Source organism: Companilactobacillus versmoldensis DSM 14857 = KCTC 3814, assembly GCF_001434295.1.
In the GTDB taxonomy this organism is placed as follows: Bacteria; Bacillota; Bacilli; order Lactobacillales; family Lactobacillaceae; genus Companilactobacillus; species Companilactobacillus versmoldensis.
The window spans coordinates 50,425-75,216 of record NZ_AZFA01000007.1 but is presented as its reverse complement, the minus strand read 5'-3'; the positions used below and the strand labels follow the sequence as shown (position 1 = coordinate 75,216).

General features: G+C 38.9%; 21 protein-coding genes and 1 other annotated feature. Of the genes, 11 read left to right on the top strand and 10 right to left on the bottom strand.

Features of this window, described 5'->3' with window-relative positions; translation table 11 throughout:
* Window positions 1–86: 86 nt before the first annotated feature.
* Entirely contained in the window at window positions 87–1,481 is a 1,395-nt protein-coding gene (gene asnS / locus FC27_RS05220) for an asparagine--tRNA ligase (protein WP_010625534.1), read from the bottom strand.
* A 245-nt stretch (window positions 1,482–1,726) separates the two neighbouring features.
* Window positions 1,727–1,951: a binding site (T-box leader), on the bottom strand.
* A gap of 274 nt (window positions 1,952–2,225) precedes the next feature.
* Here asnS and FC27_RS05210 point away from each other — a divergent pair.
* The 10 genes from FC27_RS05210 to FC27_RS05165 all read left to right on the top strand — a co-directional run bounded on the left by FC27_RS05210 (window position 2,226) and on the right by FC27_RS05165 (window position 13,583).
* On the top strand, window positions 2,226–3,554 hold the full coding sequence (locus tag FC27_RS05210; RefSeq protein WP_010625532.1) for a replication-associated recombination protein A: 1,329 nt from the start codon (window positions 2,226–2,228) through the stop codon (window positions 3,552–3,554).
* 18 nt (window positions 3,555–3,572) lie between these two features.
* Complete coding sequence (locus tag FC27_RS05205; RefSeq protein WP_010625531.1) at window positions 3,573–4,475, top strand: alpha/beta fold hydrolase; 903 nt, start codon at window positions 3,573–3,575, stop codon at window positions 4,473–4,475.
* 140 nt (window positions 4,476–4,615) lie between these two features.
* A complete protein-coding gene (locus FC27_RS05200) occupies window positions 4,616–4,987 on the top strand; it encodes a cupredoxin domain-containing protein (protein WP_010625530.1) in 372 nt (123 codons plus the stop codon).
* 28 nt (window positions 4,988–5,015) lie between these two features.
* Window positions 5,016–5,288, top strand: coding sequence for a cupredoxin domain-containing protein (locus FC27_RS05195; protein WP_010625529.1), 273 nt, complete (start codon window positions 5,016–5,018; stop codon window positions 5,286–5,288).
* Complete coding sequence (locus tag FC27_RS05190) at window positions 5,288–7,213, top strand: copper-translocating P-type ATPase (protein WP_010625528.1); 1,926 nt, start codon at window positions 5,288–5,290, stop codon at window positions 7,211–7,213. The genes FC27_RS05195 and FC27_RS05190 overlap by 1 nt, the downstream gene beginning before the upstream one ends.
* A 380-nt stretch (window positions 7,214–7,593) precedes the next feature.
* Window positions 7,594–9,582, top strand: coding sequence for a CocE/NonD family hydrolase (locus tag FC27_RS05185; RefSeq protein WP_010625527.1), 1,989 nt, complete (start codon window positions 7,594–7,596; stop codon window positions 9,580–9,582).
* A gap of 122 nt (window positions 9,583–9,704) precedes the next feature.
* The gene (locus FC27_RS05180) at window positions 9,705–10,268 is read left to right on the top strand and encodes an LOG family protein (protein ID WP_010625526.1); all 564 of its coding nucleotides are present in this window, start codon (window positions 9,705–9,707) and stop codon (window positions 10,266–10,268) included.
* A 102-nt stretch (window positions 10,269–10,370) separates the two neighbouring features.
* Complete coding sequence (locus FC27_RS05175) at window positions 10,371–11,222, top strand: hypothetical protein (protein WP_010625525.1); 852 nt, start codon at window positions 10,371–10,373, stop codon at window positions 11,220–11,222.
* Window positions 11,223–11,322: 100 nt separating this feature from the next.
* On the top strand, window positions 11,323–12,270 hold the full coding sequence (gene hemH, locus FC27_RS05170; protein ID WP_010625524.1) for a ferrochelatase: 948 nt from the start codon (window positions 11,323–11,325) through the stop codon (window positions 12,268–12,270).
* Complete coding sequence (locus FC27_RS05165; RefSeq protein WP_010625523.1) at window positions 12,270–13,583, top strand: Nramp family divalent metal transporter; 1,314 nt, start codon at window positions 12,270–12,272, stop codon at window positions 13,581–13,583. Before hemH ends, FC27_RS05165 begins: the two co-directional genes overlap by 1 nt.
* 75 nt (window positions 13,584–13,658) lie before the next feature.
* On the opposite strand, the gene FC27_RS05160 is transcribed toward FC27_RS05165, so the two are convergent.
* The 5 genes from FC27_RS05160 to FC27_RS05145 form a co-directional block, all read right to left on the bottom strand.
* Entirely contained in the window at window positions 13,659–14,243 is a 585-nt protein-coding gene (locus FC27_RS05160) for a disulfide bond formation protein B (protein WP_010625522.1), read from the bottom strand.
* Between the two features lie 14 nt (window positions 14,244–14,257).
* Window positions 14,258–14,419 carry a DUF5993 family protein gene (locus tag FC27_RS11785; RefSeq protein WP_155802172.1) on the bottom strand — a complete coding sequence of 54 codons (162 nt, stop codon included), beginning with the start codon at window positions 14,417–14,419 and terminating at the stop codon, window positions 14,258–14,260.
* Window positions 14,420–14,594: 175 nt separating this feature from the next.
* Entirely contained in the window at window positions 14,595–15,083 is a 489-nt protein-coding gene (locus FC27_RS05155; protein ID WP_010625521.1) for a hypothetical protein, read from the bottom strand.
* A gap of 162 nt (window positions 15,084–15,245) precedes the next feature.
* The gene (locus FC27_RS05150; RefSeq protein WP_010625520.1) at window positions 15,246–15,713 is read right to left on the bottom strand and encodes a hypothetical protein; all 468 of its coding nucleotides are present in this window, start codon (window positions 15,711–15,713) and stop codon (window positions 15,246–15,248) included.
* A 108-nt stretch (window positions 15,714–15,821) separates the two neighbouring features.
* Complete coding sequence (locus FC27_RS05145) at window positions 15,822–17,195, bottom strand: APC family permease (RefSeq protein ID WP_010625519.1); 1,374 nt, start codon at window positions 17,193–17,195, stop codon at window positions 15,822–15,824.
* 200 nt (window positions 17,196–17,395) lie between these two features.
* Between FC27_RS05145 and FC27_RS05140 the strand changes: the two genes are divergently transcribed.
* Window positions 17,396–18,226, top strand: a complete 831-nt coding sequence (locus FC27_RS05140) for an alpha/beta fold hydrolase (RefSeq protein ID WP_010625518.1) — start codon at window positions 17,396–17,398, stop codon at window positions 18,224–18,226.
* A 423-nt stretch (window positions 18,227–18,649) separates the two neighbouring features.
* On the opposite strand, the gene csn2 is transcribed toward FC27_RS05140, so the two are convergent.
* From csn2 to cas9, 4 genes are all read right to left on the bottom strand, one after another.
* Window positions 18,650–19,360, bottom strand: coding sequence for a type II-A CRISPR-associated protein Csn2 (gene csn2, locus FC27_RS05135; RefSeq protein WP_010625517.1), 711 nt, complete (start codon window positions 19,358–19,360; stop codon window positions 18,650–18,652).
* Complete coding sequence (gene cas2, locus FC27_RS05130) at window positions 19,357–19,662, bottom strand: CRISPR-associated endonuclease Cas2 (RefSeq protein ID WP_010625516.1); 306 nt, start codon at window positions 19,660–19,662, stop codon at window positions 19,357–19,359. The genes csn2 and cas2 overlap by 4 nt, the downstream gene beginning before the upstream one ends.
* Window positions 19,663–19,666: 4 nt before the next feature.
* Window positions 19,667–20,542, bottom strand: a complete 876-nt coding sequence (cas1, locus tag FC27_RS05125) for a type II CRISPR-associated endonuclease Cas1 (protein WP_010625515.1) — start codon at window positions 20,540–20,542, stop codon at window positions 19,667–19,669.
* A 158-nt stretch (window positions 20,543–20,700) separates the two neighbouring features.
* The gene (gene cas9 / locus FC27_RS05120) at window positions 20,701–24,744 is read right to left on the bottom strand and encodes a type II CRISPR RNA-guided endonuclease Cas9 (RefSeq protein ID WP_056938077.1); all 4,044 of its coding nucleotides are present in this window, start codon (window positions 24,742–24,744) and stop codon (window positions 20,701–20,703) included.
* Window positions 24,745–24,792: the final 48 nt, after the last annotated feature.

Sequence of the window (24,792 nt, the reverse complement as noted above, 5' to 3'; positions counted from 1 at the left end):
TAGTTATCTTTTAAAAAGGCTGATTTTCATGAAAAGACATAAAAAGCGCATCAGGTTTTCATACCTGATGCGCTTTTCTGATTTATTTAGAATTCAGCATTTCCTGGTGTTCTTGGGTAAGCAATGACGTCACGGATATTCTTCATACCTGTTAAGTACATTACTAAACGTTCGAATCCGATACCGAAGCCTGAGTGGACTGTTCCACCGTATTTACGGAGTTCTAAGTACCACTTGTATTCTTCAGGATTTAGGTCGAAGTCTTTTAATTTTTCTTCAAGGACATCGATTCTTTCTTCACGTTGTGATCCACCGATCAATTCACCGATTTCTGGAACTAATAGGTCGGCAGCAGCAACGGTCTTACCGTCATCATTAGCACGCATGTAGAAAGCTTTGAAATCTTTTGGATAGTCAGTTAAGAAAACAGGTTTCTTGAAGACTTTTTCACTCAAGTAGCGTTCGTGTTCAGCTTCTAAGTCCAAGCCCCATTTAACAGGAACTTCGAAGTCTTCGTCAGCATCTTCTAGTAATTCGATAGCTTTTGTATAAGTGATTTGCGCAAATTTTTCTGAAACAGTGTTTTGCAAACGAACAATCAAGTTTTCATCCACGTTGTCATTCAAGAATTGAACTTCTTCTTTAGCGTGATCGAAAACGTATTGAACAACGTATTTCAATAATTCTTCCGAGACATCAATTTCGTCTTGCATATCCGCGAAAGCCATTTCGGGTTCGATCATCCAGAATTCGGAAGCATGACGTCCAGTATGAGAGTTTTCCGCTCTAAATGTTGGGCCAAATGTGTAGACGTTCCGCAATGAAAGGGCAAAAGCCTCGACCTCAAGTTGGCCGGAAACTGTTAGGTTAGTTTCTTTCTTGAAGAAGTCTTCCTTATAGTCAACTTTCCCATCATCTGTCTTAGGTACGTTGTCTAAGTCTAATGTTGTGACTTGGAACATTTCACCGGCACCTTCAGCATCAGAACTAGTGATGATAGGTGTTTGGATGTATGAAAAGTCATGGTGTTGCAAGTATTCGTGGACAGCAAAAGCTGCGATTGAACGGATCTTGAAGACTGAATAGAAAGTGTTCGTTCTTGGACGCAAGTGGGCGATAGTCCGCAAGTATTCGTATGAATGAGCTTTCTTTTGCAATGGATAATCAACGTCTGAAGAGCCTAGTTCAGTGATCTTGGCTGCATGGATCTCGAAAGGTTGTTGAGCATCGGGAGTTAGGGCAAGTGCACCTGTGATCTCGATAGTTGTACTGATTGGGAACTTCTTGATCTCATCGAATTCATCTTCCATATCAGCCTTGGCGAAAACGACTTGGACGTTCTTGAAGAATGAACCGTCGTTTACTTCGATAAAACCGATTTTTTTGGAACCACGAAGAGTTCTGATCCAGCCTTCGATAGTTACTTCTTCGCCGTCTTTGTATTCTTTAGTAAATAAATCTTTAGCTAAAACTTTTACCATGAAATAGTGCTCCTTTTTAGGTTTGAGTTGTTTTGGTTGGTTAACTTACGTTGGATTTGGTTAAGTGCTGGTTAAGAGATTGGGGAAGGAAATGGTTCACCGAAGGTTAACCACTATCTTGGGCAGTTCAAGAGATTAAGAGCGCTTAGGAATACGGTCGCCTTTGGGCGACCCCATAAGTGCCTCTAATCGCCTGTGGCGATAAGAGGCACTAAAAAAGACCTCTATCCCCTGCCATTACTGGTTCAAGGGACGAAAGGTCTTTCGCGGTACCACCCAAATTTGTTTTCATTGAAAACATCTCTACAAGCACAAACATGCTTTCTGACTGTAACGTGTCAGCACCGTCTAACCCTACTGAAATTTCAGGCCGAAGTAAAAAGATGTTTTTCCTAAAAACTCGCATGCTAAGTTTACACTGTCCTTAGCTCACTGAGAATTGAGTAGATAGTACTCCTTCTTTTTAAAATCCAACGTATTAAGTTAAAAAAAGAGTAGCACAATTTTTTTGCTTTTACAACATATCATTGGTTCAAAAATGCGACATAACGGTTATTATAAAGGTGTAAAAGAAATTATTATTAGAACGTATGTTCGTATTATAGAGAAAACTAGTGTAAAATAATAAGTACAAGTTTGACCTTCACTTAATTTATAATAACGGTTTCACGTGAAACAATTTGCTGGACGCTACGACGTCAAGAGATTAAGCGATTCATAATTTCAAAAAAGGAGGAGGGCTTTATGAAACAAGGGTCATTATTCGATGATCAAGCACAACAAAATAGTCCATTAGCCAATCGTGTTCGACCGACTGACTTTGATGAATTTACTGGTCAAGAACATTTGATTGGTAAGGGGAAAATTTTACGTGACTTGATCGATCAAGATAAGTTGTCATCAATGATTTTCTGGGGACCACCTGGAGTTGGTAAGACTACGTTGGCTGAAATTATCGCTCATAAAACTAAGTCGCAATTCATCACTTTCTCGGCAGTTACTAGTGGTATCAAAGAGATCCGTCAGATTATGCAGGAAGCCGAAGAAAATCGGGAGATCGGACAACGAACGGTTGTCTTTATCGATGAAATTCATCGTTTCAATAAAGCCCAACAAGATGCATTTCTTCCCTTTGTTGAACGTGGCAGTATTATTTTGATTGGTGCTACGACTGAGAATCCTTCATTTGAGATCAACTCAGCTTTACTCTCACGTTGTAAGGTCTTTGTACTTCATCAACTAACTGTGAGTGATATTTTGGAATTATTGCATAATGCTTTAAAAAATCCTGAGGCTTTTCCAGATTATCAAGTCGAGATCAGCGAGAGCGATTTGAAGATGATCGCGGAATTTGCTAACGGTGATGCGCGGACGGCTTTGAATACTTTAGAGATGGCGGTCTTAAATGGTAATCGAAAGATCGATAAAGTTGAGGTCGAAGAGGGTGCTTTAGACCAACAGATCAATACCAAATCATTACGGTACGATAAGAAGGGTGAAGAACACTACAATATTATTTCGGCTTTGCACAAGTCGATGCGTAATTCTGATGTCGATGCCGCAGTCTATTGGTTGGATCGAATGCTTGAAGGGGGTGAAGATCCGATCTATATTGCTCGTCGTTTAGTCAGATTTGCGAGTGAAGATGTGGGCTTGGCTGATACTCGAGCATTGTCATTGGCAGTTGATGTATTTCAGGCTTGTCAGTTCATCGGAATGCCTGAATGTAACGTTCATTTGGCAGAATGCGTTATCTACCTATCATTAGGGCCGAAATCAAATGCTGTATATGAAGCTATCAGTAAAGCTAAGGTCGATGTTAAAAAAACTGGTAATGAACCGGTACCTTTGCAGATCCGTAATGCACCGACCAAGTTAATGAAGGAACTGGATTATGGGAAAGATTATCAATATGCTCATAATACAGCTGAAAAATTAACTTCAATGAAGACTATGCCACCGGATCTTGAAGGACACGAGTATTATTTCCCGACCACACAAGGAAACGAGGAAAGATTCAAGCAACGGCTTGAATATATTAAAGAATGGCATAAACGTCACGATCAAGAATGATTAATAGGAGGGATTTCCATGGTAGTTGAAAAATACGTTAAAACAAGTAAGTTACAAATGTCTTATGAAGTTAGTGGGCCAGAAAACGGTCGGCCGTTGATTTTACTTCATGGATGGCCCGATTGTGTCCGGACTTTTGATGAGGTATTACCACATCTCCACAATTGTGGTTATAAGACTTATGTACCATCGTTACGAGGATTTGGTAATACCAGTTTTTTGGATTCTGAAGCTCGTAAGACTGGTGGGCCGATCGCTATTGCTGAAGATATCAAAGAAATGATCGATATTTTAGAATTGGCACCAGTCGATATTATTGGTCAAGACTGGGGAGCTTTAGCCGCGATGGCTTTGAGCAGCCTCTATGGAAGTAAACTGGTCAAATCTGAGGTAGTATTATCAGCAGCTTGGCAATTGCCAGGGCACATGTCGTTAGATCAAATCAAAAACAATTGGTATCAGTGGTTCATGGCTACACAAGCTGGAGCTGATTATATTAGGAAACGTCAAAGTGAGATCGCACTTTATCTTTGGAAAGAGTGGAGCCCTGGTTTTCAAATGACCGCTCAAAAAGCTCGGACGTTGACTAGTTATTTTCAAAACGAAGATTGGGCTGAAGTCACGCTTGATACTTATCGGACTCGTTGGGGTATAAAGCGACCTGATAAAGAATATGCTGATATGCGTCAACGCTTGATGCAATCAGCTCAGATCAAAGTACCAACACTCAGCATCATTGGTAAGGAAGATAGATGTGTCGATCAGACGGCTGCCGATCAGATGCAAAAATATTTCGAAGCTCCATTTAAACAGCAATTTTGGAATAATGCTGGACATTTTATCCAACGTGAACAGCCACGTGAAATAGCTTATGCTGCAACCGATTGGCTCGGCCAAACACAGCTCGTTGCTGGAAAATAATTTCTCTAAAGTCATATCAGAAATGGTATGGCTTTTTTGCTGTCTGAAAAAATTAAGGGTATACCCTTGTTGACAAATGTAGACGACGAGAATAAGATGTACCTAACGATTACAAATGTAAACGAAAGAGGGAATGTTTTATGGCAAAGATTTTAGTTTTGGTCATTGGACTGATCATTATTGGTTTCATTGTTTGGTGGTTCTTTGGCAAGCACGAAGTCGCTGAGGTCTCCGCAGATGTTGGCGATGACTTACAAAGTATTGATGTTGAGGTCAATGGTGGTTACTCACCTGAGACGGTCGTCTTGAAGAAGGGGATTCCCGCCGTTTTGAATTTCACCCGTAAAGATCAATCGAGTTGTTTGGACCGGGTCGTCTTTTCAGATTTCGGTGTCAATCAAGCTTTACCGGTCAATGAAAAAGAGGCTATCAAGATTGATACCAGCAAAGCTGGCGAATATCAATGGGCCTGCGGGATGGATATGTTCCACGGGAAATTAATTATTAAATAAATAATAAAAACAGAGGAGAATAATTATTATGAGTGAAAAAGTACAAGAGGTAAACGTAGAAGTAGCAGGTGGCTACAAGCCAAATGTCGTTAATTTGAAAAAAGGTGTTCCAGCAAAGATCTCATTTACAAGAACTAATGATCAAGGATGCCTCGATGTTGTTCATTCAAAGGATCTAGGCTTTGAAGAAGACTTACCGATCGATGTTACTAAAACAGTTGATGTACCAACTGACAAAGCTGGCGAATACAACTTCAGTTGCGGTATGGACATGTTCTTTGGAAAAGTGGTGATCTCGTAATGACAATCACAAAGCGTTTCTGGGTCTCATTGATCCTGTCGCTGCCACTGCTAGCTAACATGATCATGATGCCCTTCGGCAAAACGATTATCGGTGGAGTTTGGACTCAATTGATCTTGACTACCATCATCATGGCCGTATCCGCGCGTCCATTTTGGAACAGCGCTTGGGCCTCATTTACAAAGCACCATTCAAATATGGATACCTTAGTCGCCATCGGTACCTTGGTAGCCTATGTTTACAGTATTTACGCCATGGCCACAGGCCAAGCAGTCTTCTTCGAAAGTGCTGCCTTCGTAACGACTTTCGTCCTATTAGGCCAAGTTTTCGAAGAAAGAATGCGTAACAATGCTTCAGATGCCGTGGGAAAATTAGTCGACCTACAAGCCAAAGAAGCTGACGTTAAACGTGACGGAGAATTCAAGAAGATTCCAATGTCCGAAGTTGTCGTTGGCGACGTGATCCGGGTCAAACCGGGTGAGAAGGTTGCTGTCGATGGAACGATCATTGATGGTACTTCAACGATCGACGAATCAATGGTAACTGGTGAAAGTATGCCAGTTGAAAAAAGATCTGGTGACAAGGTCATCGGTTCAACTATTAATAGTAACGGGACCTTCACTTTCAAAGCAGAAAAAGTCGGTAATGACACGATGCTTTCACAGATCGTTGAACTAGTTAAAAAAGCTCAAAATAGTCATGCACCAATTCAAAATTTGACTGATAAAGTTTCAGATATCTTCGTACCAGTCGTTTTAATCTTATCAATATTGACCTTCATGGTTTGGTACGTCTTCTTAGATGCATCAGTAGCCAATTCCTTGATTTTCGCTGTTTCAGTCGTAGTCATCGCTTGTCCATGTGCCTTGGGATTGGCAACACCTACAGCTTTGATGGTCGGAACTGGCCGTTCAGCTAAAATGGGTATCTTGATCAAAAACGGTGAAGTTCTTGAAGCCGTTAATGAAATCAAAACCGTTGTTTTAGATAAAACTGGTACTGTTACAGTTGGTAAGCCAGAAGTTACTGATATCGTTGGTAACGAAAAAGCTGTCCTATCAGTTGCCTCAGGACTTGAACAATCATCAGAACATCCTTTAGCCTCAGCTATCTTGACTGATGCCAAAGAAAAAGAGATCGTTACACCAAAAGTTGCCGACTTCAAGGCAATCGAAGGAAAAGGTGTCTCCGCTCAAGTTAACGGAAAACAAGCCTTTGTTGGTAACGACAAATTGTTAGCTGACGTCAAAATCAGTGATGCAATGAAACAACAAGTAACTAAGCTCCAAAAGGAAGCTAAGACCGTCGTCTTTGTCGGCTTGAATGACAAAGTCATCGGACTTATCGCTATCCAAGATGCACCAAAAGCAACTTCTAAAGAAGCTATTGCAGCTCTTAAGGCACGTGGCCTCAAGACGGTTATGCTGACTGGTGATAACCAATTAGTTGCTGAAGCTATCGCTAAGCAAGTTGGTATCGATGAAGTCGTTGCTGACGTTTTGCCAAGTGAAAAAGCTGATCACGTCAAAGCCATCCAACAAGACGGAAAAGTTGCCTTCGTCGGCGATGGTATCAATGATGCTCCAGCCTTGACCGTAGCTGACGTCGGGATCGCTATGGGATCAGGTACAGATATCGCCATCGAATCCGGGGGTATCGTACTAGTCAAAAATGACTTGCGTGACGTTGATAAAGCCTTAGCCTTAAGTAAGAAAACTTTCAATCGGATCAAATTGAACTTGTTCTGGGCCTTCATCTATAATGTCCTAGGTATTCCAGTCGCAGCAGGGATCTTCTTCGGAATCGGCTTAACATTAAGTCCCGAATTAGCTGGACTAGCAATGGCCTTCAGTTCATTGTCAGTTGTCACAAGCTCAATGCTTCTGAACAAAGCTAAGATCACCTCAAAAGTTGCCACAGCATAATAAGAACAGAGAATTTATTTATCGGATTTAACAAGTAATCGGGGATCGATCCCGGGCAAGGAACAGTCCCCGATGCAACGTTAAGGAAACAAAACACTTTTTTACATAGTATTAGTCAAAAAACAGGCAATCCTCAAATTTTTGAGAATTGCCTGTTTTTGTTTTTCAAAGTAAACTCATTTGGATGAATTTTTGAAAAATCACTAATCCCAGCATGGCAAGGCTTTTAGCCATTTAAATCAAAATAATTTCCAAAAAAATGTTCAAATTATTTAATAGATAACGATTTCTTTTTATTTATATTACAAAAATCTCACAAATTATTCTCTTTTCGTTTTATATGGTATATTTATTTTCGCCTAAGGGGAGGATTTACTAATATGAAAAAGAAGAAGACGTTTAAAAAACGGTCTTACTTTGGTTTGGCCGTTTTGTTCTTAGCTGGGACTGCGATAACACCAGCCGGGAATGTCTTTGCTGCCACTGACAATGCTGCTTCAGCTTGTTTAAGTAGTCAAGATAAAACGCAATATGCCATTGACCAAGTCAAAAAGACCGGTTCAGTCACACTTTCAGGGGATGACCAATTCGATCTGCAAGCTTTTGCAGACGCGGTCAATCAGGACGAGGATAAGGATTCAGCCAAGATTCAATCAGGGAATGATCAAGCAAAAAATGATCAAACAAAGGCTGATGATGACACAGAAACGACTACCGAGACATCGGAGAATCAAGCAACCACTGATGATTCTACCAAGGATTCAGACAATCCTTTAGCTGACATTGTTGAGATCAAAAAAGATACTGATAATGAGACTAGTTCAGATTCAAACAACGATTCTGACAAAGATGCTGATTCAGAAAAAACTGATGATGCAAACGAGAATCACGATTCAGATGAAGATGCACAAAAAGATCCAAACGCGGATCAAAACTCAGAATCAGAAGAAAGTTATCAGAACCAGACAGATTCAAATACTGATTCAGGTGTAAATGAAGATGATGCTGTCACACCTGATGCTGACAATGATTCAACAAATGAAGATACTGATTCTGAAGGATTGATCACTGATCCAACTCAGGATACAGATTCAGCCACGGATGAAAACAGTCAGACTGATACAGATCAAGATGTGCCTGATGTTATCAATAAACCAGGCGTTACCGCTAGTGAAGCTGATGAGATATCAATGGATGACATCAATAATCTGTCACCTAAGACTTATAAAACTTTCATCGGTAAGATTGCTGGTTTCATCAATGACAAGGTTACCGACGTAACTTCAGGGATAGTCGCAGCTTTGGGTTATCCTTTGTTGTTCAGTCGTTTGGGGACGCAGGGATTGTCTGATTTTCGGACATTTTTGAGCCCTGATCGTTACGATGTATCCAATACCTGGTCAAATCTGGACGAACAATATGATCCCGATAATCGCCAAGTTTATTACACCGCAGCTCAAGATTGGTGGGACAATGAAGCAGTCAAAGAAGACGTTTCAGTCCCTTATTATGACGATGCCAACAAGTCGATCCGGGCTACGTATGTGGCTCATCCAGACTCAAACAAAACAGTCATCATCGGCCAAGGATGGACCGAACGTCCCGACTGGATCGGGGTCGTTTCGAAAGTTTGGTATGACATGGGATACAACGTTTTGATGCCAAGCCAACGAGGTCAATTTGCCAGCGATGGCAACCTTTTGTCGTTTGGTTATTATGACAAGACCGACTGGAAGAGCTTGGTCAACAAAGTCAATCAAATGAACGGTGATGATGGCGAGATTATTTTTTATGGTCAATCATTAGGTGCTAATACTGCTTTAGAAGCGGCGTCAGAAGATGGATTATCGAAAAATGTTAAAGCAGTTGTCGCGGATGCCGGCTATTCTACTTTACCGGCTTTGGGCGCATCGCTTTACAATAAAGCTTTAGCATCAGTTAATAGCCCACTAAGCAAGTTATTGATACCGATCCACTTAAACAACATCCCATTTTTACCCTATGAAAAAATTATGAATTCAATGAACAACATCAATAAATTGTTCCAAGGATTCGGGTTTGACGATGTTTCCGGGGTCGTTTCGGCGGCTAAGACTACTTTGCCTGCCTACTTTATCACGACTGAAGATGATGCCTTCATTCCTGACTCACAAAGTGTAGCGATGTACAATGCCAATAATTCGACTATCAAAAAGCTTTGGGTCTTGGACGGAAACGTTGGTGGACACGCTTCAGCCAACAATGCCGTAACTGAGTATCAAAGCAATATCCAAGCTTTTATCGATGAAGTCAATAAAGCTAATAATTTAAAAGTTAACGTAGAAATTGCCGATGGGACAACGTCGACAGATGCTGATCTAGCAGCATAATCAAACCTCTGAGATTAATTTCTCAGAGGTTTTTTGATTTCTAATATCGCATATAAAAAAGTTGATACCTAAATATCAGCCATTAGTGATAATCTGTAACCACAACTAATAGGAGGATGTTCATGAAGAATATTGCGGTTTATTGTGGCGCATCAGTTGGTAATGATGAGATGTACCAAGATGCTACGGTTGAATTGGCCCGCTGGTTAGTCAAAAATGACTATAACTTAGTATATGGTGGAGGCGGCGTCGGCTTGATGGGAATTTTAGCTCGTGAAGTCTTAGCTGCTGGTGGCAAAGCATACGGTGTCATGCCTCAAGAGTTAGTCGACCGTGGAGCTGCCTATGATGGCTTGACTGAATTACGGATCGTCAAGAACATGTCAGAACGAAAACAGACAATGTTGAAAATGTCTGACGGCTGTATTGCTTTGCCCGGTGGTCCAGGAACGCTCGAAGAGATCATCGAGGCCTTCTCTTGGGCTCGTCTGGGTGATAACAATAACCCTTGTATTTTGTACAATGTTGGCGGTTATTATGATTATCTCAAGCAAGCTTTCGATCTAATGACTAAAAAAGGTTTCCTGACCAAAAAGGACCGTTATAAATTATTCTTCTCTGATTCATTGGAAAATGTTGGCACCTTCATCGAATGTTATATCCCCCCAGAAATACGCCAATATTAGGCAATGAATATCCAGAAATTGTTATTTGATATTTCCGAGTATTTAATTTTGAAGCCTTAATTGCATGTGCTAAACTGTCAAAAACTAGCACAGGTGAAGCGATTGAAAGTAACTACAACACTCACTAAATTAATGGCGATCATGTTATTTTTACTGACGCTTTGGGGATGTTCCCACAAAGTCATCGGCAAACACCTCAGCCTACAAGAATCCGCCGAATTTGAAAAAGTCTTTTCTGACGGGATACCGCATAAATTGACTGGTGATTTTTACCGAGCAGAATTAGTCCAGGAAGCCTTCGAAGATGATGCTTTTTACAAAATGATCGTCACAAAAGACGCTCTCCGGGTCCAAAAATATGGTCAAACATCATCCCAAGTCATTCATGAAGGATTTCGTCACCATCAAGCATACAATAACACCTGGATCCTCCAAGATGGACGTGATCTCAAATACTACAAAGCTGTTTTAGAAAACGATAAAGATGTATCGATCAGTGATGGAATGGAAGACTACCAACAAGCGGTCGATTCTAAAATGCTGGAACGTTATTCCCACAAGAAACCAGATAGTAGTTTTGGTTTAACGACTAAAGAGATTGCCGGCCGCTATTATATTTCTGAAGATGATTTCACTCGTTACTACGAATTTGATTGGGACGAAGAAAATCCGGTCTTATCTAATTTCAGTTTTTGGAAGATAAATCAAGATGGGACGGAGTCAATCTTGAAAAATTATAATTTGATCACCGTTAAAAAAGGCCGCTACACTTTTCATACCACAGGTAAGGACGATTACACTACTTTGGCGAAAATCGGTCCTGACGAGCTCCAGGATGCCGAGACAGGTGAAAAATTCACCGTCTTCTGTGGTGAGAAATCACCCAAAGAACAAGTCTGGCAAATGTTCAACATCAAATTAAAAATACCTAGCAATCAAAAAGGTTTGACCTAAATTCAGGTCAAACCTTTTTTTCATATCTACCATGCGATAAGGCGTCATTCATTTATCGGATGTGCTATTATGATAACAATACCACTGGGGAGGGAACTTCATGCAACAAGGTTTGTTACTAGTAAATTTAGGCTCGCCAGCATCACCAGAGACAGCCGATGTAAAAAGTTATTTAAGGGAATTTTTGAGTGATCAAAACGTCATCGAAATGCCCAGGGCCGTTTGGCAACCGATCTTAAGAGGAATCATATTACCGATGAGATCGTGGCGTTCGGCCACATTTTACAAACACTCCTGGACTAAAAGTGGCTCACCGTTGATTGCTTATACGCAAATAATCACCGATCAAGTTCAAGAATTACTACCCAAATGGAACGTCAAAATGGCTATGACCTATGGACAGCCAGATATCGTCGAAACATTGCAACAGATGCAATCTGACGGTTGTGATAACGTCATTTTATTGCCACTATTTCCGCAATATACCCAAAGTTCTACGAAGTCGATCATCGATCAAGCAGAGAAAAGTGGCGTAAATCTGACCACCATCAAACGTTTTTATCAGGAACCGACTTATCAAAAAATTTTAGCCGAAAAAATCCAAGCTGAGTGGGACGCCGACGATTATGATGAACTGTTTTTCAGTTATCACAGCATTCCCACTGCTATGGTCAAACATGGAGATCCGTATCAAAAAGAATGCGAGCAGACAACTGCCGGAGTTTCTAAATTACTCAAGATCTCAAATGACCAGATCAAGACCGTCTATCAATCCAAATTTGGTCCACTGCCTTGGTTGAAACCATACTTGAAGAATGCTTTGATGCAAGCCGTCCAATTAGGTAAACGAAATATTTTGATCGTCACACCATCATTTGTGGCTGATTGTTTGGAAACAATCGAAGAAGATAATGTTCAAAATTATCAGACTTTCAAAGCGACCGGTGGCGACAAGTTCAAGATTGTACCACCAATGAACAGTGACGCTAAATTCAGTCAGTTTTTGGCTGATCTAGCAGTCCGTAACGTTCAAAGTGAGGTCTCATAATGTCCGATGTCAAAAAAAGTTTGGACGAGATCAACGAGAGCGTTAAAGTCCCAAGCGTCTACGAAAGTTCTTTCGTCCAGAAATTTTTAGCATATAGTGGCCCTGGAGCCCTAGTAGCTGTTGGCTATATGGACCCCGGCAACTGGCTGACATCTTTGTCAGGTGGAAGTCAGTACCGTTATCAATTATTATCAGTCTTATTAATGTCGATCATCGTAGCAATGTTCATGCAATCATTATCGATCAAATTAGGTGTCGTCGCCCGTCAAGATTTAGCTCAAGCTATCGCCGTCAAAGTACCATATCCGATCCGCTATTTTCTCTGGATCTTGAATGAAGTAGCTATGATGGCGACTGACCTGACAGGGGTAGTTGGGACAGCCATCGCTTTACGATTATTGTTCGGTCTGCCGTTACTTTATGGTATCCTGTTGACTATTTTTGATGTCCTGATTGTCTTATTGTTTCTCCGTTTTGGGATTCGACGAGTAGAATTTGTCGTCTTATCGGCCATCTTAATCGTCGGTATCATCTTCGGAATCGAAGTTTTTCGGGCCAATCCACCACTTGGAGCTATTTTTCAAGGAGTTGTCCCGACAGCTGATATTTTCCAAAATCATCAGAAGCTGGTCCTCAGTCTAGGAATCATGGGCGCTACTATCATGCCCCATAATATTTATTTGCACTCGTCCTTAGCTCAAAGCCGTCGCTATGATCACAATAATCCCGCTCAGGTCAATGAAGCACTGCGCTTCGCCAACTGGGATTCGACGGTTCATTTGATCGCCGCCTTTTTGATCAACGCCTTATTATTAGTGTTAGGTGGGACTTTGTTCTTCCACCAAAATGGATCACTAGCCAGCTTTCAAAATGTCTTCGATGGCCTGAAAAATACCGCTATCGTCGGCAACCTAGCCAATCCAGCCATGAGTTGGCTCTTTGCCTTTGCACTATTGATAACCGGTCTGATTTCATCGATCACCAGTACCTTGTCGGGACAAATCGTTATGGAAGGTTACTTGAATATCAGACTGCCTCTTTGGGAACGGCGGTTACTAACACGATTCGTCACTTTGATCCCGATTTTGATAATTGGGTTTATGGTCGGCTTTCGTGAACAAGATTTCGAGGATATGATTGTCTATGCGCAAATTGCTTTAAGTATCGCCTTGCCATTTACATTGTTCCCGATGATCTTTTTGACCAGCAGTAAAAAATTGATGGGGAAGCACGTTAACAATAAATTGGTGACTTTGGTCGGGATCTTATTAGCCTCGATCATCACCATCCTCAATTTACAATTGATTATCTAAACCTTATAAGATATTACGCAAAAATCTGTCGACTCACTGAAGAATCGGCAGATTTTTTTTGTAAAATTTTCTCATTTAGTGAAACAGTAAATATTTGGTTGGATCTGATGGTAATAAGAAGTGGAATCCTTCTTCGGCAAAAATAGCAATCAAGTTGGCGATGACTAAGACGGCGAAGATCCAAATATTGATAGTGGAAATGACGTTATATTCGCCTCCACGTGGACAAAGTTCTTTCGAGAAGATCATCATGAATGAACAGAAGACTATGACGACGATGAAACTGATCAAAGCCCATGTGTAAGTGTGGATCCCGAAGACGGCTGAACCGTAGCCTGGGTCATTTGGTGCGATGTGTAATAGTATCTGTCTGGTCGAGGCTGTAGCTCCTAAGAAGGCTGCTAAGACTGATAATCCGTAACCACGCATGAATTTTTGTGGATTGATAGTGCCATTTTTAGTGGCAAGTATGATGTAGAGTGGTCCAAAGCTGGCTAGCATCATGAAATATCTTTGGATCATACATAATGGGCAAGGGAATTCTTGCAAAACAAATTGAAAGAAGAATCCTCCTGCTAGAACGAAGTTATATGCAAATAAAAATAAGTTGGCTCCCCAAAAGCCTAGTTTTGAGGCAGCGGTACTTCTAGCTGTATTCATAAATCTAAATCCCCCTATAGACTAATTGGTAAAGTACTTGTGGCGTGAATCTTGAATAAGATCAAAACTAACACGCAGATCAAAGCCCACATTGCAAAATCGGCTTTGGTGATTTTTCCCCGAATAATCATCCGCAAAAACATGATAGTGATGATTAACATAATAATAATATCCATGAAATCGCTCCCTTTCCAGTAAATTATGTTATCAGAACTGAATGGTAAAGCAAGTCGATTCATTTATCGAAAATGCTGAAAAGTTCATTCAAACACTGTTATGTAAGGGTTTACAGGCAACAAAAAAACCTCTAACTTTTTTCGTTAGAGGCTAAATAATTGCACTTGAATTTGATTAATTTAGAGTGACGCCTGTGTCTGCTTTGACCCATTCGTCAGTTGATACACGGTAATAAGTACTACCCGAACTGTCTGTGGCACTCTTGTCTGTTACCCAAGAAGTGTCGCCAGCTAGTCCACGAGATGCCCTTTGACCTGATGATGAGTAAAGTGAATAAATAAAGCCTGAAGGGCCAGCTAAGTTAACGACTGAGCCAGCTGGTAATTCTTGAACATTAGTCAGACCTGAACCAGTATTCTGGTTGGTGTTGGCGGGAGTGTTATTACCCTGATTGTTATTGTTTACTTTGTTGTTGTTTTGTTGGTTGTTTTTATTGTTTTGATTAACATTGTTATTGTTGCGGTTAGCGTTGTTGTTGCGTTGACTGGAACCTACAATGGCAGCATTAGCGTCATAAGCCGAGGTAGCGGCGATAGTTGCTGTTGGCAACCAGCCTAATAGTACGATCGATGATATTAATAAAGTTTTACGTGTTTTTTTCATTGTGATAGTTCCTCCTTGATGCATATCTCATATGCTGATTCTTATACTAGAGAAGCAAAGTTAAACAATCCTTAAAAATATATTACAAATGAAAAGTGGATACGAAAAATACCTCAAAGATTGGATTTAAAATCTGATCTTTGAGGTATTGATAAACGTAAATTATCTGCGTGCTGGTTGAGCAGGTTGAGCTTTCTTAGCAGGAGCAGGAGTTACAGCCTTTTGAGCTTGTTTAGCAGGTTGAGCCTGTTTAGCAGGAGCAGGAGTTACAGCCTTTTGAGCTTGCTTATCAGGTTGAGCCTGTTTAGCAGGAGCAGGAGTTACAGCTTTTTGAGCTTGCTTAGTAGGTTGAGCCTGTTTAACAGGAGCAGGAGTTACGGCCTTTTGAGCTTGTTTAGCAGGAGCTGGTGTAACTACCTTTTTAGCAGGTGTTTTAGTTTCAGGAGCTTTTACATTCTTAGCAGGTTGATCCTTTTTTGGTTGAGCTTTGGCAGGAGCCTTTTTAGCTGGAGCTACTTGTCCAACTGCCGCATCGGCTGTAGAAGCTGAGCCAATAGCGATGGTTGCTGCTGGTGCCAATCCTAAGATGGCAACTGATGATAGAATTAATGCTGTTTTAGATTTTTTCAATAGTAGATCCTCCTTGTTGCATATCTCGTATGCATATGAGACATATTATCGAAGAAAGATTAACTGGAACTTAAAAAAATATTACAAACATTTGACTTAAATAATGCTCTAATTTGCTTTGCGGTATCCATACGCAAAATAAATTATTATCCCTAGAGCAAACCAGAATAGCGAAGCTATCCAAGCGTTGACTCCAACTTGAGTCATTAAAAGAACGCAAAAAATGGTCGATAAAATTGGGAACCATGGATAAAAGGGCACGTGATAGCTACTAGTAGGTGCATCCTTCATATGATGCAACTTGATAACACCCAGTGAAACGAAAGTGAATGACAATAACGTTCCAATATTGACCAAACTAGTCAATTCTTTCAAAGAAACTAGACCACCTAAAACGATCGATAGCAGAGAAATAGCATTTAAAGAAGAAAGCGGCATTTTCGACTGTTGGTCGATTACGCCAAAATGCCCAGGTATCAACTTGTCACGCCCCAGGGCATAGACCAAACGCGAACCACCATAAGTCGTATTGAGCATCATCGTGAACATACCAGCCAAAGCCCCGATACTAATGAGAAAGGTGATCTTGCCTAAGCCCACTTTATTGAGTGCAAAGACGACTGGATCAGAAACATTCAGCATTTTGTAATTGAGCATACCAGTCAAAACAGCTGACATAATTAAATAGAGCCCGGCACAGATAGCAAGCGAAATCATGATCCCGGCCGGAATATTTTCCTGGGGATTCTTGACCTCAGGTGCTGAGGCGGGGATGATATCAAAGCCCAAATAGGCAAAGAAGACTAACGCTGCACCTTTGATGACACCACTACCACCTTTCGGGAAGTAGGGATGATAATTCTTTGATTTAACGAAGAAAAGCCCGATGACGATAAAGGCAATGATGACAGCCAGTTTGATGAAGACCATGATGGTATTCATATGAGCCGACGATTGAACTCCGCGGCGCAATAAGATATAGATCAAAGCTAAAACGATGACTGCTGGCAGATTGATAAAAGTCCCATGTGCGGGGTCAAATGGCCCAGCTAAGGCTTTGGGGATGGTGATTCCGAAACCTTTAAAAAGACTGACGAAGTAAGCTGAGAAACCAGTTGATACCGCTGAGACTCCCAAAACATACTCCAAGACCGTTGCCCAACCAACGATCCAGCCAGGGAATTGACCGAAAACGATACTTCCGTAAGAGAAGGTACTACCAGCAACTGGGAAGGTTGAGGATAATTCCGCAAAGCACATCGCAGCCAGGATACAGACGATTGCGGCCAGGACGAATGATAAAGTAATAGCGGGGCCAGACGTTGAATAAGCAACGATTCCGGGCAGGATAAAAATACCCGTTCCAATTATCGAGCCAATTCCCATCGCAATTAAATTGTTTTTTGTTAAACTAGGAATGAAGTGTGAATCATTCGCTAAAGTTTTTTGATAATCAGTTTTCTTAAATAATTTTTCTTTCATGATTGACCTACTTGAATTTTTTCCAACCCTAATATGGTATCGGTTCTCTAGTTGGCGGTCAATATGAATATTTTCTTTGACGAATTATGAAAAAATTATTAAACTGATGATATTTGTACGAAATCGTTTAGAAATTCACACAAATATACTAGAATTAAATATATAGAAATATAGACTGGATCGTAAAAGAGGACAATAATTTGGAACAGAAATTTATTACGTCAAATGGTGAAGTAAATGTTAAAGTTACTGGAGATTTGACGAGCGATAAAGATATCATCGTCCTAGTGCATGGTATTGACGCATCATTGGATTATTTTGATGACATCACACCATATCTGGAGAAAAAATATTCAATCGTAGCCGTCGACTTGTTGGGACACGGGAAATCCGCTCCAGCAAAAGATGAGAGCTATCAGATGGATACTGAAGCTTGGGCAGTTTGGGAAGCTTTAGGAAAACTGAAAGTCGTCAAACCAGTCATATTATTTGGCTATGGTATTGGTGGATTAGTAGTTACAACCATGACAGAAATGCACGACATTGCTGTTAGCAAGATTGTCCTATTAAATACTCCAGCAAATGAAAAATATGCACACGTTAACACCTTGAACTCTGTCTTGAGTGGCATGGTGACAAGTTCACAAGTGAAAACAAAACTATATTTTGCCAAAAAGTTTGATACATCAAAATTGAAGAATCCCAAAGTGGTTCAAGAAGCATCTAAGCAAGTTGAGCGTAAAACGGCCAAACAATTGCAAAAGATTGCGCCAGAATACTTAGACAAGAAACCATTGAACAAACGACTAAGAGCCATTCCAAAACCAGCATATTTGCTGTTTGCGGACGAAGACCAGATCCTAGGTGAGAATGGTGTCAAAGACGCCAAAGCCAGCTTAGGCAGAGTCCCAGACGTCAAAATAGAAGACATTAAAGGAGTCGGCCACGCCGCAATGTTAGAAAAACCAGAAGAAGTAGCCAAAATGATCATCAAGTTTGATGAGGATACAACTTTAGACGATAACAAATAAGATACCGAATCCATTGGATTCAGTATCTTTTTTTGTAACTAGCATTAAAAACAATGCTGGCTTTTTTTGTATTTAGAGATAGATATGATTGTGTTATTAAAATACTCAGGTTCTTAAGTAATTGAGATGACTTAGATCTAAAACTAAATCTTCGTAAACTGCTGGTGTAACCAGGGTTCTTAAATAATTGAGATGACTTAGATCTAAAACAGCGGGGTACAACTGTATAAGGCAGATGGCGGCTCTTAAGTAATTGAGATGACTTGAATCTAAAACATCGGTCTGGGATATTTAAATATTTCTTGTGGCTCTTAAGTAATTGAGATGACTTAGATCTAAAACTATCCTAAGCCATATTAATCCTACAACCACGGTATTGCTAAATTAAATACAAATTGATACTAAGTATTTAAATTAGGTTTTCTAATAATCGAAGCGGATGTGATCTTCATCAATATTAAATATCCGATGGTTGATTTTCCCCATGTTTAAATCAAATTTAATTGACTCAAAACTGACGAGAGAAATCTCGGCAGAGTTAAGGTACTGATTGAGTTCATTACGCTGTTTATAATCCAACAAATTGTGCAAATTATAAGTAATCAGCAGATGTTTGTCGGTGAATTCATTGAAGAAATTTATTACGTCCAAGATTTTATCATAGAAGTTGGTCCATCCATATTCATTAAACTTCAAAAGTTTTAATTTGAGCAGATTCTCGAAATTTGCATAAGTATCATAACTAAGTTGACCGTCAAATCTGCTAGTTGTATCAAAAATCAGACCGTTGATTTGGTTATTCAATGATTCGATTTGGTCATTGAATTCTAGTAAAGAATCTTGGCTGATTTTTTTAAAAACTTTCTTCAAATTTTGCGTAGTATTAATACTAAAGGAGTTTAAATCTCCAATTATCTCCAAATTTTTTAAGGAGCTAGTATCGAGATTTTTAGCAGTGTAAAACTGAACGAAATTTTCTTCGTCATCTAATAAGATTTCCTTATTATTCAGCTTATGCAAGTGAAACAGTAAACTGGAAAATTCGGAGTTATTTTGAAAATTGATCTCGTTGATTCCCCAATCAAGTTTGAATGGAGAATAGGGAAAGATGGTTAAGGAATTTTGACTGCTCATATCACAGTTAACCTTTCAAATTTATCATTAATATTGTTGTTACTGGCACCAGAAATGTAATTGATAGCAGTGTATTGCTTTTCGGTCACAATCATTGTTTGAATCAACCCTTTTTGGGGAGCATATAATGAAATTTTTTTCTCGAGCAAATTAGCTGCTTGACGATCAATTAAGATGCAAGTATAAATAGATTCTTGCATCATAAGAAATCCGTCTTGAAGTAAATGTTTTCTGAACTGACGATAGTTTCGTCGATCACTCGCAGAAAGTGTAGGTAAATCGAACATAACAATTAGGCGCATGACTCTATACCTCATCATTTAAAATTATCCTATTCATAGTAATATTTTCGTTGTTTAAATATTTCAAACAGTCACGAACATGCTTAGCGAGAGCATTTCTTAAGATAAACGTTTTTCCAGCGTAATGGATCTCCTGGTTCAAAACGTCGATTAATTCAAATTTAATGTATTCATCAAAGTTATATTCCTGTTTTTCTATCACCTTCACATCGATAAACTGCCGGAAGGGCTCCATCAAGTCACTCGATAGATTGAAATCGTTCAAAAGGCTATGATGATGGATCCCTAGTTGAGTTAAATAACCAGCCGATGCTATTTCCTGGTTAGTTGCTGACAAGAGAATCGTGTAACCATAATTCAACATAGCATTGAGATTATTTTCCTCACCGCGAGTATATTCACCACCAAAGATTCTTGAGAAATATTTTCTGGCGATTACTGCCTCGCGGTTGGACTCATCGTTTTCAAGTAGATGGTCCTTTTCCAATATTAAATCAGTGTATTCTTTCTGATTATTCTTGAGGATTTGAATCTGATTATCAATTTTATTGGACGCAATCTTAGTCCACAATTGCTGTTTTTTGGTGATCGACCAAGATATTTGTTGTTCAATATTTTTATTTTGATTGACGTTATTATAATAGCCGCTCAATTCAGCACAGGGATTATGATCTGCAGCGCAAAAGATAACTTTGATATTATTTTCAACAAGCTTGGCAATCAGGTAACCTGTGATAACTGACTGAGTAGTAGCGATAATAATAGTTCCAATCTGATGAAAAGAGATTTGTGTCACGTCAGTATTAGTTTGAATCAATAAATTATTTGATTTGTAGGATAATTTTGATTTTTGGGTAATATAAATCGTACGCCAACCCATGGTATTTCCTCCAACAGACTTCTTGCATTATTGTGCGTAACAAGATATTCTGACAATGTTCTAAGTAATTGAGATGACTTAGAGAATTAAAATCAACATTAAAGTAAATCGATCATTTTGATTGGGCCCAATGGGGCCTATTTTTTTGCTCTGAATTTTTAGTCGATATGTTTAATTGATTTAAATAATCCGGTTGGTGATTCATAAATAAAATCAGTTTTTGACAGTTTAATATTGCCATTTTTACGACCAAAACGGTTGCCTTTAAAATTACCAAATTTTAAATTAACATTTGAAGGATCAGCATGCATAAACTTGATTAACTGTTGCAGAGTACTGGCTTGCGTTACCAGATCAGATTCAATAAAGTCATCACGATGTTCAGCTAGTTTGGCCCACTCCTTTCGATAAAGTGGGTAGTTATTTTTCAATTTAGTCAGTAGATAATCGTAAATATCTATTAAAATGTTTGCTTCATAGTTACTTAAAAGTTTTGAATACATTTCAGTTTTTGTCGAATCTAATAAACTGATTAATGCGGTGTACATACTTGGTAGGAACAACTGTACGTTGTTGATTACTTCGTTTGCAGAAGTAATCAATAGGTCACCTGTTTCTTCATTGATAATTCGTTGATACTTTGGGACTTTATCAATTAAAATAGTCATTGGTTTTTTGTGTTTGATATTATTTTCAAGCCAACTGCTTAGATCAAGTTCATCAGATTTGAGTTGGTTAGCAATTCTAATAGGAATGCCGTTTATTTTTTTCTTACCATCAACATCCAGCACAACAGAATAGGCATTGTTATCGTTATTGTATCCACCGTAAATAGCTGGGTCACGATTGGTCTTCAATGGAATCAATTTATACCTGTCACTGTGTGGTTGGATAGTGTCGTTGAAAAGTTTTCCATGCTGTTCAATGGTTTGTCTGACGACATTGAATTGATGATAATTAAAGGTCTTACGAATGGACTCCTTGATTTTTTGATCCCAAATAATTTCACCGTTGTCATCAACGTAGGTCTTACCGTTAAACATTGATCCAATAATAAACCCATTTTGAGTGTATCTTGGCATCCGTCCATTTTTTTTGCGGGTGTCTTTTTTTAGTGAATCGAGAAACTTTGAATATTGGTCATAGACTAATCGTAAATTATCTTTAGGATACTTTTTTAGTTGATATTCACCGATAACACAAGCGAGAAAAGCATCTTGAGCATGATGAAAATCATTGACATCTCGATTTTTAACAAATTCAGGAAATTGATAATGATAAGTAGTTTCGTCGAAATTACTAAAGGCTTTCCTAAATTCGCTTGAGAGAGTAGCTCGAGTTTCAATACAGCTAGTATTTTTATAAAGATCATTTAAAATCAGTGTGATATTTTTAACGATTTGGGAAGTCTGGACTAGCTGTCTTTGAATAAATCCTTTTTTCTGGTTTTCAGTCACGGTTGTTCTTGTCAAATCAGCAAATTTTTTGGATCCCATCAAATTCTGGTCTTTCAAAGCCTGCCAGCGTGGTAAGTTAGTAGCAATGATGTCATGACTGATCAGCATGTTGTCGATCTTATTTTCATTTTCTGAAGCTAAGACCAAAGCCTTATTCTCAAGAGAGTCATCTTTAATGTAAGATTGTGGCAAGATATGATCTACATGATACTTAGAACTATTGATCATATTTAAATCAATCGGCTTATTACTGTACAAACTATGACCACATTGCAGGAAGTATAGCATCAGTCTTTCACTTGCCAACTTGCCTTTATTTTCCTCAAGTTGAGTTTGATATTCCTTGATGTCTTTAAATTCTGCTGGTATTTTTTTGATTGCCTTGGCAATTTCTAGATACTGCTTTTTGATCCGACGGTATCTAGAAATAGTCAACTTGCTGAAGTCATCAGAACGAGTGAATTCAATAAAGATTTTTTCTGGATCGTGGCCCATAAATTTGACGATGTCTGCGACAACCTTGATCGATTGATTCAATCCCCGTTTCAAAGCAGGTGAGCCATGTAAATTGGCCACTTTTTCCAAAGGCGTCAGCTCATCTTCCGTATCATAGTTGAATTCTTTAATTTGTTGCTCAAAAGTATAATCTGCATCGTGGATGATTTGCATGAAATTATCTTTAGTCGACCACATCAAATCCAGTATGGAAAGAGATTCAGCGCCACTTTTGCCAATTGACTTTTTAGTAGTCTTCAAATCTACTAATAATTTTTTTGAAAGTTTTCCAGTACCTTGATACCGCATCGTCGATAATTTATTGATAGTGGCTTGATCATAAGAGTATTTAGAGTTTTGCAATTTGATTAACAGAATCTTCTTATCTTCAAAGAGTGTTAACCATTCTGCTAATTCTTCCAATTGCGGCGAATTGACGGGGTCATCAACAAACCTCTGTCCAAAAATTTTCTTGAAATCAATGTAGGTCGAAAGAGATGATAAATACTTCTTTTTGTCAGCTAAACCAGAGATTTCTGGTGATTTAAAATAGCTTTCTTTTATCAGCCAGTTTTGCAATACCTTAACTGAAACTGATTTTTGATTCTTAAATATTTCATTGTAAATGCGTTGCTTAATTGTGACATCTAAGCGTTTAGGATTGCTACTGCCATCCTTTACACGGGTGTTGTTCAATTCAGATAGAACCTCATAGCACTGATAGATCAAGCTTTTCTTCGGTAGAACTGGCTCGCCGATCAAATAAGTATCGGTCGAACGCATCCGTTTGATGAAATCATTTGAAGATTGTTCAACGTTGACCTTCTCAGAAAAATTCCAAGGTCTTATTGCACCACTTGCTTTACGGGTCATCCAAGAAAAACGATTGTTGTTAGAGTCTTGTAATGGCCCAACGTAGTAAGGAATTCGAAATGTGAGCAAGGAAAGTATCTTGTCACGATTTTCTTTTAAGAAAGGATAATATTTTTCTTGGTGGTCTAGAATGGCAATCAACTCGTTTTCGTTGAGTTGGTAAGGTATAACTGTATTATTTCGGTTCCGTTGTTTGGGTAGATAATTTTCCAATTCAATTTCTGCCAGTGCCTTATTTGCAAGATCAACAGGTTGAGCTTTCTCCAAAAATTTCTTGATTTTTTTGTAAAAAGTTTCAGAGTCCTCATGACCAATATAATCTTCATAAGCTTTTTTACCAGCTTTGACTGCTTCTTTGTTAGAAGTCTCGCGCCACATAGTTTTCAGTTTTTGAAGATCTTGTTTATGATCTTCAAAACTGATTACTTTTGCCGCACTGATTGAGGTCTCATCGCCAAGAAAGTCCTTTAGAATGATTGAACCAAAAATAGAATTGGCAATGGTAATAATATTTTCTTGTTGCTCATTCAGTTCTGATAAAATGATTGGCAATTCACTGTCGATATGTCGAGATGATAATTTAACAGCTATTTTTTCAGTTGTTTCTAAATCAAATAATTTTTTCAAATCACCGTTGTTACCAACAAGTAATAATAAAATAATTTTTATTTTGGCTTTTACGTTAGTTTTTGGAGAGATAGTTGCTATTGCCTCAGAAACTTTTCCCGAAGGTGAAAGATTGGGATTCAGTAAAATATCACTGATTTTGTCGGGATCGAAATCTTCAGGCATGATGACTCCAAAATCACTAAACAAAGCAAAAAAGTCACTGATTTGTTGTGAAAAATTACTGCTTAATTGAGAAATATCAAAATTTTGATTTTCAAGAGTGAAGTTACCACGGTACTTGATAATATTGTGGATTGCTAAATAAATTAGTCTGATATCGACCTTCTTATCTTCAGTGATCAATTCCTTACGAAGATGGAATATCGTTGGATATTGATTGAAATAATCCACATCATTATATTTCTCATCAATGAATAAATTGTAAGGGTCACGTTTACGAGTGGATTCTTTTTTAGAGACCCAAGAATTTTTCATTCGTAATAAAAATGAAGGATCTATTTTAGCTAGTTCATCTGCGAATAATTCATCCAGCCAATTTAAACGATTTCTTCTTCTTCGATAACGACGTCTCATTGAACGATGACCTCTGGTAACTTGAGCGGTCTCTGCTTCTTTAAATAAGCGCGCGCCCCAGAGATTATTTTTTTTAATGTTCAATAAATGATAATTATTGTCGACCACAGCCCAGCCAACAGAGCTGCTACCAATATCGAGGCCGACGTTGTATGGTTCTTCTCGTTTAGTCATGATTATTGCTCCTTACAGCTAAAATCACCTGTACTTTAGCATCTTGGC

Coding starts and splice junctions, on each gene's coding strand:
- FC27_RS05195 (WP_010625529.1), top strand. CDS start 5,016: ATGAGTGAAAAAGTACAAGAGGTAAACGTAGAAGTAGCAGGTGGCTAC.
- cas1 (WP_010625515.1), bottom strand. CDS start 20,542: ATGGGTTGGCGTACGATTTATATTACCCAAAAATCAAAATTATCCTAC.
- hemH (WP_010625524.1), top strand. CDS start 11,323: ATGCAACAAGGTTTGTTACTAGTAAATTTAGGCTCGCCAGCATCACCA.
- FC27_RS11785 (WP_155802172.1), bottom strand. CDS start 14,419: ATGGATATTATTATTATGTTAATCATCACTATCATGTTTTTGCGGATG.
- FC27_RS05145 (WP_010625519.1), bottom strand. CDS start 17,195: ATGAAAGAAAAATTATTTAAGAAAACTGATTATCAAAAAACTTTAGCG.
- cas9 (WP_056938077.1), bottom strand. CDS start 24,744: ATGACTAAACGAGAAGAACCATACAACGTCGGCCTCGATATTGGTAGC.
- FC27_RS05205 (WP_010625531.1), top strand. CDS start 3,573: ATGGTAGTTGAAAAATACGTTAAAACAAGTAAGTTACAAATGTCTTAT.
- asnS (WP_010625534.1), bottom strand. CDS start 1,481: ATGGTAAAAGTTTTAGCTAAAGATTTATTTACTAAAGAATACAAAGAC.
- FC27_RS05165 (WP_010625523.1), top strand. CDS start 12,270: ATGTCCGATGTCAAAAAAAGTTTGGACGAGATCAACGAGAGCGTTAAA.
- FC27_RS05210 (WP_010625532.1), top strand. CDS start 2,226: ATGAAACAAGGGTCATTATTCGATGATCAAGCACAACAAAATAGTCCA.
- FC27_RS05160 (WP_010625522.1), bottom strand. CDS start 14,243: ATGAATACAGCTAGAAGTACCGCTGCCTCAAAACTAGGCTTTTGGGGA.
- FC27_RS05180 (WP_010625526.1), top strand. CDS start 9,705: ATGAAGAATATTGCGGTTTATTGTGGCGCATCAGTTGGTAATGATGAG.
- csn2 (WP_010625517.1), bottom strand. CDS start 19,360: ATGAGCAGTCAAAATTCCTTAACCATCTTTCCCTATTCTCCATTCAAA.
- FC27_RS05185 (WP_010625527.1), top strand. CDS start 7,594: ATGAAAAAGAAGAAGACGTTTAAAAAACGGTCTTACTTTGGTTTGGCC.
- FC27_RS05155 (WP_010625521.1), bottom strand. CDS start 15,083: ATGAAAAAAACACGTAAAACTTTATTAATATCATCGATCGTACTATTA.
- cas2 (WP_010625516.1), bottom strand. CDS start 19,662: ATGCGCCTAATTGTTATGTTCGATTTACCTACACTTTCTGCGAGTGAT.
- FC27_RS05190 (WP_010625528.1), top strand. CDS start 5,288: ATGACAATCACAAAGCGTTTCTGGGTCTCATTGATCCTGTCGCTGCCA.
- FC27_RS05200 (WP_010625530.1), top strand. CDS start 4,616: ATGGCAAAGATTTTAGTTTTGGTCATTGGACTGATCATTATTGGTTTC.